This is a genomic window from Streptomyces mangrovisoli (assembly GCF_000974985.2).
GTDB lineage: Bacteria > Actinomycetota > Actinomycetes > Streptomycetales > Streptomycetaceae > Streptomyces > Streptomyces mangrovisoli.
Genome location: NZ_LAVA02000028.1, coordinates 22,316 through 34,601, shown reverse-complemented (window position 1 = coordinate 34,601; position 12,286 = coordinate 22,316). Strand labels below are relative to the sequence as shown.

At 73.8% G+C, this 12,286-nt stretch carries 10 protein-coding genes; 6 read left to right on the top strand and 4 right to left on the bottom strand.

Annotated elements, in window-relative coordinates:
- Positions 1-121: 121 nt before the first annotated feature.
- The 6 genes from WN71_RS13715 to WN71_RS13690 all read left to right on the top strand — a co-directional run bounded on the left by WN71_RS13715 (position 122) and on the right by WN71_RS13690 (position 6,275).
- Positions 122-835, top strand: coding sequence for a FadR/GntR family transcriptional regulator (locus WN71_RS13715; RefSeq protein WP_046589344.1), 714 nt, complete (start codon positions 122-124; stop codon positions 833-835).
- A 1-nt stretch (position 836) separates the two neighbouring features.
- Positions 837-1,682, top strand: coding sequence for a sterol desaturase family protein (locus WN71_RS13710; protein ID WP_046589277.1), 846 nt, complete (start codon positions 837-839; stop codon positions 1,680-1,682).
- A gap of 1 nt (position 1,683) precedes the next feature.
- Positions 1,684-2,439, top strand: a complete 756-nt coding sequence (locus tag WN71_RS13705) for a lysoplasmalogenase (RefSeq protein ID WP_052743128.1) — start codon at positions 1,684-1,686, stop codon at positions 2,437-2,439.
- Positions 2,440-2,705: 266 nt separating this feature from the next.
- Positions 2,706-4,553 carry a bifunctional phosphatase PAP2/diacylglycerol kinase family protein gene (locus WN71_RS13700; RefSeq protein ID WP_079177846.1) on the top strand — a complete coding sequence of 616 codons (1,848 nt, stop codon included), beginning with the start codon at positions 2,706-2,708 and terminating at the stop codon, positions 4,551-4,553.
- Complete coding sequence (locus WN71_RS13695) at positions 4,554-5,507, top strand: YihY/virulence factor BrkB family protein (protein ID WP_046589274.1); 954 nt, start codon at positions 4,554-4,556, stop codon at positions 5,505-5,507.
- Positions 5,508-6,275 carry a phosphatase PAP2 family protein gene (locus WN71_RS13690; RefSeq protein WP_046589273.1) on the top strand — a complete coding sequence of 256 codons (768 nt, stop codon included), beginning with the start codon at positions 5,508-5,510 and terminating at the stop codon, positions 6,273-6,275.
- 57 nt (positions 6,276-6,332) lie between these two features.
- Here the strand turns inward: WN71_RS13690 and WN71_RS13685 are convergent, their stop codons facing one another.
- From WN71_RS13685 to WN71_RS13670, 4 genes are read right to left on the bottom strand one after another with little or no spacing between them, the layout of a single operon-like run.
- Positions 6,333-7,154, bottom strand: a complete 822-nt coding sequence (locus WN71_RS13685; protein ID WP_046589271.1) for a thioesterase family protein — start codon at positions 7,152-7,154, stop codon at positions 6,333-6,335.
- A gap of 51 nt (positions 7,155-7,205) precedes the next feature.
- The gene (gene meaB / locus WN71_RS13680) at positions 7,206-8,207 is read right to left on the bottom strand and encodes a methylmalonyl Co-A mutase-associated GTPase MeaB (RefSeq protein ID WP_046589269.1); all 1,002 of its coding nucleotides are present in this window, start codon (positions 8,205-8,207) and stop codon (positions 7,206-7,208) included.
- 3 nt (positions 8,208-8,210) lie between these two features.
- Positions 8,211-10,433: a methylmalonyl-CoA mutase gene (gene scpA / locus WN71_RS13675; protein WP_046589267.1), complete on the bottom strand. Its 2,223-nt coding sequence runs from the start codon at positions 10,431-10,433 to the stop codon at positions 8,211-8,213.
- Positions 10,433-12,238 carry a methylmalonyl-CoA mutase family protein gene (locus tag WN71_RS13670; RefSeq protein WP_046589264.1) on the bottom strand — a complete coding sequence of 602 codons (1,806 nt, stop codon included), beginning with the start codon at positions 12,236-12,238 and terminating at the stop codon, positions 10,433-10,435. The genes scpA and WN71_RS13670 overlap by 1 nt, the downstream gene beginning before the upstream one ends.
- Positions 12,239-12,286: the final 48 nt, after the last annotated feature.

The following is a 12,286-nucleotide window of genomic DNA, read 5'->3' as shown; positions in this document are numbered from 1 at the left end:
GGACGCAGCAGACGCAGCAGACGCAGCAGACGCGGCAGACGGAGGAGCGCACCCGTCGTGCCGCGTGAAAATCTGGTCCAACCAGTTGACCAGCCCCCGCCCCCGGTCCACCCTGATCGCCATGACGCGAGGGCAGATCCGGCGTGAAGCCGTGTCCGATCAGGTGTTCGCCGTGGTGCGGGACCGGATTCTCGGGGGTGTGCTGCCGCCGGGGTCCGCGTTGACCGCCGAGCGGGAGCTCGCCGCCGAGTTCGGGGTGAACCGGCACGCGGTGCGGGAGGCCGTCAAGCGGCTTCAGCAGGCGCGGCTCGTCGAGGTCAGCCACGGCGGGCGCACTCTCGTGCTGGACTGGCGGCACACCGCAGGGCTCGAACTCGCCGTGGGCATCGTCGCGGCCGGGGACCCCTCCGCGAGCGCCGACCTCACCCGCGACGCCCTGGAGATGCGGGCCTGCATCGGCGCCGACGCGGCCCGGCTGTGCGCGCTGCGCTGCTCCGACGTCGCCGCCGCCGCGATCCTGGAGGCCGCCGGGCGGTACCTGACGGCCGGACCCGACCTGGCCGATCTCGCCGCCGCCGACATCGCCTGGTGGCGGCTGATCGTCGAGGGCTCCGGCAACCTCGCCTACCTGCTTTCCTTCAACAGTCTCGTCGGCGGCGCGCTGCCCGTCGCCGCCGTGCCGGACGACCTGCGCGCCGCCGAACTCCTCGACGTCGAGGCCCATGTACGGCTCGCCGCGCACATCGCCGCCCGCGAGGCCGCCGTGGCCGAGCGGCTCGCCCGCGAACTCCTCGCGCGCAGCATCCCCTTGGCCTCCCGGAAGGCGAACCGCTGACATGATCCCCGCCATCGTCTACGCGATACCCGCCTTCGTGCTCCTGGTCCTCGTCGAGGCGCTCTCCTTCCGCTTCCTGCCCGACGACGACGAGCGCGGCTACGAACTGCGCGACACCGCGACCAGCATGTCCATGGGCGCGGGCAGCCAGGTCATCGGGCTGCCGTGGAAGTCCGTCACCCTCCTGGTGTACGCCGCGCTCTACACCCTCGCGCCCTGGCACCTCGCCGCGTCCTCCGCCTGGACCTGGGTGCTGCTGTTCTTCGCCGACGACCTCGCCTACTACGTCTTCCACCGCGCCCACCACCGCGTGCGCGTGCTCTGGGCGAGCCATGTGGTCCACCACTCCAGCGTCCGCTTCAACCTCTCCACCGCGCTGCGGCAGAGCTGGACGACGGCCTTCACCGGCCTGCCGTTCTGGATGCCGCTCGCGCTGGTCGGCATCCCGCCCTGGATGATCTTCCTCCAGCAGTCCTTCAGCCTCGTCTACCAGTTCTTCCTGCACACCGAACGGGTCGACAAGCTGTGGCGGCCGGTGGAGTTCGTCCTCAACACGCCCTCCCACCACCGTGTGCACCACGGGTCCAACGACCTCTACCTGGACCGCAATTACGGGGGGATCCTCATCGTCTGGGACCGCCTGTTCCGGTCCTTCGAGCCCGAGGGCGAGCGCGTGGTCTACGGGCTGACCAAGAACATCGACACCTACAACCCCGTGCGCGTCGCCTTCCACGAGTTCGGCGCCGCATGGAACGACGTCCGCTCCGCCCGCCGTTGGCGTGATCGGGCAGGCCATCTCTTCGGGCCGCCCGGATGGGCGCCGGGCAGCCCGAGCGCGGAGGGGTGAAGTGCCGCCTCTGATCGGGCTGTTCAGCCTCCTCGCGCTGGTCGACGTCGGCGGTGTCGCGGGCAACTGGCCGGTCCTCGAATGGATCGCCAAGCCGCTGCTCGCGCCCGTCCTCGCCGTCCATCTGTGGCGGCGCACCGGTGCCCGGCACCGGCCCGTCCCGGGGCCTGCCGTCGCATTCCGGTCTGCCACGCGACGCCTGGCCCTCGCCGGGCTCGCCTTCGCGACCGCCGGGGACGTGGCCCTGCTGCTCCCCGGTACGGCCGCCTTCGGTGTCGGGCTGGTGTGCTTCCTGGGCGCGCAGCTCTGCTGGACGGCGGCGTTCCTGCGGGCGGGGGCGCTGTCGTACCTGCGTCCCCGGCGGGTCCTCGGCGCCGCGTACCTCGGCGGATGGGCCGTCGCCGTCGGCGCCCTCGCGCCCCGGCTCGGACCGGTGCTCGGGGCCGCCGTCGCCGTGTACGCCTTCGCGCTCATCTCCATGGCGCTGACCGCGCGGGTGCTCGGACCCCGGGGGGCCTGCGGCGGGCTGGTGTTCGTCGCCTCCGACCTGTTCGTCGGACTCGGCGCCGCGGGCATCGGCTTCCCCGGGAGTTCCGTGCTGGTGATGGTGACGTACACCGTCGCGCTGGTCCTGCTCGTCGACGGCTTCGCCCGCGCCCTCGAAGGCGGTGGCTGCCCGGCCGGGCAAGGCGCCACCGAGGAACGGGCGGGCGGCGATCGGGTCGCCCCGGCGGCGGAGGCGTTCGGCACCGGCTGATGCGGCGGGCGCCCCGCGGCTCCGTCGTGCCACCCCCTGGCAGCCGTACCGGCTCCGTGCCACCCCGTGGCAGCCGTACGGCGCCGCCCATCCACCCCGCGGCAGCCGTACGGCTCTGCCCCGGTGCGACCCCGCGGCCCCTGTCCGCCCTCCGTCCCCCACCCCCGTGCCTGCTCCCGCCCGTAACGGGCATACGGCGGTGGGCGGGGTGGCGTAGGGCCACCCGGTGGACCTCGTTGCCGAGCGCCGAACCAGATGGGGTGGCCATGCCGACTGTCGTGCCGGAGAGACCCGCGGAACTGCCACGCGGCACGAACGGCGGAGTGGCCGCGGAGCCCGGCCGGACCCGGCCCGTCGTGCCGCGGGGCACGGCCTGGTCGGTCCGCTGGATCGGCGCGCTGACCGCCTGTCAGGCCGCGCTCATGGTGGGCCTCGGGCTGCTGATCACCGGTCCGGCCCGGAACCTGTGGCCGCTGACGGCCGAGGACAGGGTGAACGAGGCCTTCGTGCGGGTGCGCATGGGCATCCTGACCACTCTTTCGTCGATCGCGTCGCAGGCCGGCAACACGCTGACGGTGATCGCGGTGACGGCCCTGAGCTGTCTGTGCCTGCTCGTCGTGCCCCGGCTGCCCCTGTGGCGGCAGGCCGTCTTCCTCGCCCTGGCGGTGGCCCTGCAGTCGCTGGTCTTCCTCGTCATCACCTCGGCGGTCGACCGGCAGCGCCCGATGGTGCACCGGCTCGACGGCTCGCTGCCGACGTCCAGTTACACCTCGGGCCACACCGGTGCGGCCACCGCGCTCTACGGCGGCCTCGCGGTGCTGGCACTCACCCGGCTGCGGGGACCCCGGCGGACCCTCGCGGCCGCGGTGCTCTGCGCCCTGCCCCTGCTGGTGGGCGTCGCCCGCCTCTACCGGGGCATGCACCATCCCACCGACGTCCTGGGCGGCCTCGTCAACGGGGCGCTGTCGCTGCTGATCGTCGGGTGCGCCCTGCTGACCGAAGGGCGGGTCACCGCCCCGACCGACCCGACGGCCCCGCACGCCCCGGAAGACCCGTCCGCCCCGACCGACCCTGCAGACTCGCCCAATCCGGCGGCCCCGACCGACTCGCCCGCCCCCGTCCGCCCGGAGCGCCCCGCGCCGTCCGGCACCGCCCCCGGGCACACCGGTCACGTCACCGTCGTGGTCAACCCCACCGTCACCGACCGGAGCGGCCGTGACGCGCTGCGCCGGGTGCTGGAACGGCACGGCCACCACGAGCCCCGGTTCGTCGAGACGACCGCCGAGGACCCCGGCGGCGGCCAGACGGCCCGGGCGGTGCGCGACGGCGCCGCGCTGGTGGTGGTCTGCGGCGGCGACGGCACGGTACGCGCGGCCGCCGACGCCCTGGCCGGCACCGGCGTCCCGCTCGCCGTGGTGCCCTGCGGCACCGGCAATCTCCTCGCCCGCAATCTCCACCTTCCGCTGTCGCCGGCCGACGCCCTCGACGCCGCGCTGTGCGGCACGCCCCAGCGCGTGGACCTCGGCCGGATCGAGGGCGACGGTCTGGCCCCCACGCACTTCGCCGCCATGTCCGGAGCCGGTCTGGACGCCGCGATGCTGCAGCGGGCCAACGCGGCCGGCCGCGCCAAGGCCGTCCTCGGCTGGCCGGTCTACGCGATCGCCGCCCTGCGCGTGCTGCGCACCCGGCGCATGACGGTCAGCCTGAGCCTCGACGGTGCCCCCGCGCTGCGCCGTACCGCCCGCATGGTGCTGATCGGCAACATCGGCACGGTCCAGGGCGGGCTGACCCTGCTGCCGGACGCCCGGCCCGACGACGCGCGGCTGGACCTCCTGATCCTCGACCCGCGCGGTCCGGGCGGCTGGCCGGCGGCGCTGCGGACGCTGCTGCGGCCCGGCGCGGCCGTGCCCCGCGACGGCTCCGACGCCCGCGGGCGGACGCGAGGCGAGGGCGGCGCCCCGGTGGAGTTCCTCACCTTCCGGCGTGCCGAGTTCACCTTCGACGCCCCCCAGCCCCGCGAGCTGGACGGCGACCCGGTGGCCGCCGGCCGGCACCTGACCGCGGAGGTGGCACCCGGGGCCCTGACCATGCTGCTGCCGCCGCGGGAGCGGTGAATGGGCACCGCCACGAAGGTCCCCGAGACCCGGGACATGGGCGGCGAGGAGCTGTCCGGCGACGAGGCGTGGGCGACACTGCGCCGCTACGGCGGCTGGCCCCTGGTGCGGGACGCCTTCGTCCGCTTCCGCTACGCCGACGGATTCACCCACGCCCGGGCCCTCGCCCTGCAGACGGTGCTGGCGGTCATCCCCCTGGCCATCGCCTTCGTCGGCCTGTCGACCACCCTGCACACCGAGAACGTGGGCAGACTCGCCGAACTGACCATCCACCGGATGGTCTCCGGGCCCAGCGCCGGCGTCGTCGACGACGCCCTCGACGGCAGCAGGCGCACCGCGGGCGACGGCGCCGCCGTCGCGCTCTGGTTCGGCGCCGCCTTCTCCCTGGTCAACGTCACCACCGCGATGTGCCAGATCGAGCGGGGCGCCAACCGGATCTACGGCAACGAACGCGACCGGCCCTTCCACCTGAAATACCTGCGCGGGCTGCTGATGTCCCTCGGCGCGGGGCTGCCCCTCGGGCTCGGTTTCGTGGTCATGGTCGCGGGCGACGACCTCGCATCGGCGGCGGTGACCGTCTACCACCTCCCCGACGGAGCCCGCATGGCCTGGGACGTCCTGCGCCGGCCGTTCGGCCTGCTGCTGGCGCTGCTGTCCGCGAGCGTCGTCTTCCGCCGCGCCCCGCGCCGCAACCAGCCCGGCTACACCTGGCTGGCCTTCGGCGCCGCCGTCTACCTGGTGCTGTGGATGCTGCTGACCTGGCTGCTGGGTTTCTATCTGGACCTGAGCGGCTCCTTCGACACCGTCTACGGCCCCCTGAGCGCCTTCATGTCGCTGCTGCTGTGGGCCTATCTCACCTCCCTCGCGCTCTTCCTGGGACTGGCGTTCGCCGCCCAGCTGGAAGCCGCGCGGGGGCGCCGTCCCGACCCCGTCGAAGCCGACCCCGGAGTCTGAATGCCCGACCGGACCCTTCTGCGCACCCTGCGGGACCGCCGTCGACGGGCCGACCGCAGATACGGTGCCCGGCTGCTGGCCGCAGCGGTCGTCGCCGCCGTCGCGGCGGTCGGGTTCGGCCTGCTGCTGACCCTGGTCGTCGGCCGATGGCGGCCCCTGCGGCGGCTGGACGTCTCGGCCGCGGGGCGCCTGCACGAGTACGCCGTGAGCCACCGCACGTGGACGGCGCTGCTGCGTCTGCTCTCCGACCTGGTCTGGGACCCGCTGACGCTGCGGGCGGCCGTCGTGGTGCTCACGCTGTGGCTCCTGCACCGCCGGGCCTGGCGTCTGGCCGCCTGGTCGGCCGTGACCGAGGTGACCGGCGGGCTCGTCGGACTGCTGGTCAAGTCCGTGGTGGAGCGGGCCAGGCCCGCCCTTCAGGACCCGGTGGCGCACGCGCCCGGCTACTCCTTCCCCTCCGGCCACGCGATGACGGCGACCACGTCCTTCGCCGTGCTGATGCTGGCCCTCGCGCCCCTGCTGCCGCGGGCGTGGCGGACGGTGTGCTGGTGCGTCGCGGTCTCGTCCGTCCTCGGGGTCGGCTTCACCCGCGTCGCCCTCGGTGTGCACTGGTTCAGCGACGTGCTGGGCGGCTGGCTCCTCGGCCTCACCGTGGTCGCGCTCACCACCTGGACGTTCGAGGCGTGGCGCGCGGACGCCGGACGCGGCCGGGCGCCGGTGGCCGACGGACTGGAGCCGGAACTCACCGAGACGGTCCCGGAACCCTGACCTCCGCGTGCGCGCCGGGTCAAAGCCGCGGGCCCCGACCTCCGCCTGCGCCCCGGGTCAGGGCCGCGGGAGCCCCCGGCCGGGCTGCGGCCGTACCGTGAGGATCTGCTCCGCCCGGCCGACCGGGCCGTCCACGTCGTGCAGCACCGAGCTGGTCAGGCCCTGGCCGGACGGCCCGAAGGCGACCGTGGTGTCCAGGCCCGTCCAGGGGCCCCGCGGCCGCCGGTGCAGATGGACGGTCAGGTCGACGTTCGGGTACATCCACGTCTCGGGCGACTCCCGTACGGCGATGCCGTTGGCCGTGTCGACCAGCGCGAGGTACGCCGCGAGCGGGCTGACCTCGGCTCCGGCCACCAGTTCCAGCGGCGTGCCGACCCACGCGGCCGTACGGCCGGGGCGCGGGTCCGTCACCGGCCGTACGTCCAGGGAGGCGATGTAGCCGCCGGGCCACAGGTCGGCCATCGCCCACGGGGCCAGGGTGTCGGGCGCGGGCAGCCGGCCCTCGGGGGTGCCGGCGACCGGCGAGGTGTCGATCTCGGCGAGCAGCCAGGCGCGGGCGCGGACCACCGGACGCCCGGCGATCCGCACCACCGCCTCGACCAGCTCGATGGTCCGTCCCGGGCGCAGGGTCTCCACCTCGATCTCGCACTCGTCGAGGGCGAGCCGGCCGAGGATGTCGTAGCTGATCCGGGAGAGCACCGGGCCGCGGTCCGGTGTCAGGCCGCGCTGCTCTTCGACGGCGTGCACGACGAGCCCGCCGAGCGGGCTGAAGTGCTGCTCGTCGGGGTCCCAGGCGCCGCCCGCGTGCGGGGTCGGCTTGTAGCGCCGCTCGTCGATCCGCTCGAAGTAGGCGCCCTCGGGCGTGCTGGACGTCGGCACCGGTGTTCTCCTTGCTCTCAGGACCCTTCCAGGCCCCTCTCGGAACCCTTTTCAGGATCCCGCCGGGTCCGGCGCTCCGCCGAACGCCTCCAGGATGCGTTCCGCCGCCCGCGTCGCCGTCAGGCGGCCCTCCCGCACGTCCTGTTCGAGGCCGGGGGCGAGCCGCCGTACCGCCGGATTCGACCTCAGGCGGGTCAGCAGCTCGTCCTGGACCATCGACCAGGCCCAACCGACCTGCTGGTCACGGCGCTTGGCCGCGAGGCGGCCGGTGGAGTCCAGCAACGTCCGGTGCTGTTCGAGGCGTTCCCACACCGTCGTCAGGCCCGTCGACTCCCGCGCGCTGCAACTGAGCACCGGCGGCGCCCAGAACGCGTCCTTGCCGTGCATCAGGCGCAGCGCGCCCGCGAGTTCGCGGGCCGCGGTCTGCGCGTCCCGCTCGTGCGGTCCGTCCGCCTTGTTGACCGCGATCACGTCGGCCAGCTCCAGGACGCCCTTCTTGATGCCCTGGAGCTGGTCGCCGGTGCGGGCCAGCGTGAGCAGCAGGAACGAGTCGACCATGTCGGCGACCGCGGTCTCCGACTGGCCGACGCCGACGGTCTCCACCAGGATCACGTCGTAGCCCGCCGCCTCCATGACGACGATCGACTCGCGGGTCGCCTTCGCCACCCCGCCCAGCGTGCCCGCGCTGGGGGAGGGGCGTACGAACGCCGCCGGATCGACCGCGAGGCGTTCCATCCGCGTCTTGTCGCCGAGGATCGAGCCGCCCGTGCGGGTCGACGACGGGTCGACGGCGAGCACCGCGACCCGGTGGCCCAGCGACGTCAGCAGCGTGCCGAACGCGTCGATGAACGTCGACTTGCCGACCCCCGGCACCCCGCTCACGCCGATCCGCCGCGCCCGGCCGCTGTGCGGGAGCAGCTCCGTGAGCAGCTCCTGCGCCAGCGCCCGGTGCGCGGGCCGGGTGGACTCGACCAGCGTGATCGCGCGGGCCACGATCGCCCGGCGGCCGTCGAGCACACCCTTCACATACGCGTCGAGATCGATCGCTCCCATGAGCTACAGGGCGTGGCCGGAGCCGGCCGCCGACTCGTGTCCCGGGCCGGCGGGCAGGTCGTGGCCGAGGTCCGCCGCCAGCCGCTCCACCAGGTCGTACGCCGCGTCCGGGATCACCGTGCCGGGCGGGAACACGGCCGCCGCGCCCATCTCCAGGAGCGTCGGCACGTCCTGCGGCGGGATCACCCCGCCGACCACGATGACGATGTCCTCGCGGCCCTCCTCGGCGAGCTTCTCGCGCAGCGCCGGGACCAGCGTGAGGTGGCCCGCGGCCAGCGAGGACACACCCACCACGTGCACGTCCGCCTCGACCGCCTGGCGGGCGACCTCCTCCGGCGTCTGGAACAGCGGGCCGACGTCGACGTCGAAGCCGAGGTCGGCGAACGCGGTCGCGATCACCTTCTGGCCGCGGTCGTGGCCGTCCTGGCCCATCTTGGCGACCAGGATGCGCGGCCGGCGGCCCTCCGCCTCCTCGAACGCGTCCACCAGGGCCCGGGTGCGGTCCACGGACGGGGACTGGCCTGCTTCGTTGCGGTACACGCCGGAGATCGTACGGATCTGGCTCGCGTGCCGGCCGTAGACCTTCTCCAGGGCGTCGGAGATCTCGCCGACGGTGGCCTTGGCGCGGGCCGCGCGCACGGCGAGCTCCAGCAGGTTGCCCTCGCCGTCCGCGGCCCGGGTCAGCGCGTCCAGCGCGTCGCGGCACGCGGTCTCGTCGCGCTCCGCGCGCAGCCGCCGCAGCTTCTCGATCTGCTGCGCCCGCACGGAGGAGTTGTCGACCTTGAGGACGTCGATCGCCTCGTCGTTCTCCACCCGGTACTTGTTGACGCCGATCACCGGCTGGCGGCCGGAGTCGATGCGCGCCTGGGTGCGCGCCGCCGCCTCCTCCACGCGCAGCTTCGGGATGCCCGCGTCGATGGCCTGCGCCATGCCGCCGGCCCGCTCGACCTCCTCGATGTGCGCCCACGCCTTGCGGGCGAGGTCGTACGTCAGCTTCTCGACGTACGCGCTGCCGCCCCACGGGTCGATGACGCGGGTGGTGCCCGACTCCTGCTGGATGAGCAGCTGGGTGTTGCGGGCGATGCGCGCCGAGAAGTCGGTGGGCAGCGCGAGCGCCTCGTCGAGCGCGTTGGTGTGCAGGGACTGCGTGTGGCCCTGCGTCGCCGCCATCGCCTCGACGCAGGTGCGGGTGACGTTGTTGAACACGTCCTGCGCAGTCAGGGACCAGCCCGACGTCTGCGAATGGGTGCGCAGGGAAAGCGACTTGGCGTTCTTCGGGTCGAACTGCTTCACCAGCTTCGCCCACAGCAGGCGCGCCGCGCGGAGCTTGGCGACCTCCATGAAGAAGTTCATGCCGATCGCCCAGAAGAACGACAGCCGCGGCGCGAACGCGTCGACGTCCAGGCCGGCTTCACGGCCCGCGCGGATGTACTCCACGCCGTCCGCGAGGGTGTACGCCAGCTCCAGGTCGGCCGTGGCCCCGGCCTCCTGGATGTGGTACCCGGAGATCGAGATGGAGTTGTACCGCGGCATCCGCTGCGAGGTGTACGCGAAGATGTCGGAGATGATCCGCATCGACGGCTTCGGCGGATAGATGTAGGTGTTGCGGACCATGAACTCCTTCAGAATGTCGTTCTGAATGGTTCCGGCCAGCTTCTCGGGCGGTACGCCCTGCTCCTCCGCCGCCACGATGTACAGCGCGAGCACCGGCAGCACGGCGCCGTTCATCGTCATCGACACCGTCATCTTGTCCAGCGGAATGCCGTCGAACAACTGCCGCATGTCGTAGATCGAGTCGATCGCCACGCCCGCCATGCCGACGTCACCGGTCACCCGCGGGTGGTCGCTGTCGTAGCCGCGGTGGGTCGGCAGGTCGAAGGCGACCGACAGGCCCTTCTGTCCGGCCGCGAGGTTGCGCCGGTAGAACGCGTTGGACTCCTCGGCGGTCGAGAAGCCCGCGTACTGGCGGATCGTCCAGGGCTGGTTGACGTACATCGTCGGGTACGGGCCGCGCAGATACGGCGCCATGCCCGGGTAGGTGCCCAGGAAGTCCAGGCCCTCCAGGTCCGAGCCGGTGTACAGCGGCTTGACGCCGATGCCCTCCGGGGTCTCCCAGAGCGGCTCCTTCGCGCCGGTGGCCGCCTCGACGGCCGCGGCCCAGGCGCCCGGCCCGCCGTCGGCGGACGGGGTTCCCAGGTCGATCCCGGAGAAGTCGGGGATTCCCATCAGGACACTCCCATGCGGTGAAGGGTCGCGGACAGTACGGCGACGGCGTCGCAGCCCGCGAAGACGTAGGCGTCCACGCCCGGGTGCTCGGCGGGGCGGCCCGCGAGGGACACGTGCGTGGCACCGGCCGCCCGCAGGGCCGCGGCGCTCTGCTCGGCCTGCTCCTCGTAGAGGGCGTCGCTGGAGCACAGCACGGCCTCGCTCGCGCCGCTGTCCTCGAAGGCGCCCGCGGTGACCGGTTCGATGCCGCCGGCCTGGAAGAGGTTGGCGGCGAACGTGGCGCGCGCGGTGTACGCGGCGGCCGGGCCGATCGTGGCGAGGAAGACGCGGGGCCGGGAGCCGGTCGCCGCGAGATGCGCGTCGGAGCGGGCCCGCAGCTCCTCGAACGCCTCGTCGCGGCGGACCCGCGGCAGGCCGCCGCCGGGCTGCTCGGGGGCGCTCTCGCGCTCCACGGGCTTCTCCGCGAGGTGCGGGAACTCGCTGACCCCGGTGACGGGTTCGCGGCGCTTGGCGATCCGCTTGGAGCGCTCCGCCCAGGTCGTCGCGAGGTCGGTGCGGATGCGGCCGGAGCGCAGCACGGCCGCCTGGCCGCCGTCGCGCTCGATCGTCCGGAAGAACTGCCAGGCCGCCTGCGCGAGTTCGTCGGTGAGCGTCTCCACGTACCAGGAGCCGCCCGCCGGGTCGATCACCCGCGCGAGGTGCGACTCCTCGACCAGGATGGTGGAGGTGTTGCGCGCGATACGGCGCGCGAACGCGTCGGGCAGCCCGAGCGCGTGGTCGAAGGGCAGCACGGTCACCGAGTCGGCGCCGCCCACCCCCGCGGCCAGCGTGGCGATCGTGGTGCGCAGCATGTTCACCCACGGGTCGCGGCGGGTCATCATCACCGGCGAGGTCACCACATGCTGGAGCTGGGCGCCCGCGTCCGGCGCCCCGACGACCTCGGCGACCCGCGCCCACAGCCGGCGCGCGGCGCGCAGCTTGGCGATGGTCAGGAACTGGTCGGCGGTGGCCGCGTACCGGAACTCGAGCTGTCCGAGGGCCTGCTCGACGGGCAGCCCGGCCTCGGTCAGCTCGCGCAGGTAGGCGACACCGGTGGCGAGGGAGGCGCCGAGCTCCTGGGCGGCCGAGCCGCCGGCCTCGTGGTACGGCAGCGCGTCCACGGTCAGCGCGCGCAGGCCCGGGTACTCCTCGGCGGTGCGCCGCGCGAGGGCGGCGAAGGGCGCGAAGTCCAGCGCCTCGCCCGTGCGGGCCTCGTGGCCCAGCGGGTCGGCGCCCAGGTTGCCGCGCGCCTGCCCGGCCACGCCGCGCTCCTCGACGATCCGCAGCAGCTCGAGGGCGGCGGCCTCGGTGTCGGCGCCCGCGTCGAGGACGACCGGCGCGAGATCGAGGTACACCCCCTCCAGCGCCTTGCCGAGCGCCTCGACGGGGATGCCCGCGGCGCCCACGGTCAGCCAGAGAGAGCTCGCGCCGTTCTCCAGGTCCGTGAGGATCGCGCCGTCCTGGAGCGCCGCGTACCGCTGGCGTACGTCCCAGCCGCCCGCGATGCCGCCCTCGGCCCTGCCGCCCCGGACGAACGGGGCGAAACCGGGGAACCCGGTGTCGGGCGCGGCGTCGCGCGCGGTGTACAGGGGCCGCGTGCGCAGCCCGTCCTCCAGTGTGGTGGACAGGGCGTCCTCAGCGGCCGTGCCGGAGACTTCCTTGCCCGACTTGCGCAGTACGCCCTCGACCAGGCTTTGCCACTGCTCATGTGTCGCGTCAGGGAACTCGGCGGCCAGGGAGAGCCCGTTCTCAGGCAAGACCGTCATGGTCGGATGCTAGGTCCGCAGGCTCGAGGAGGGGCGGAGTGGGAGCTG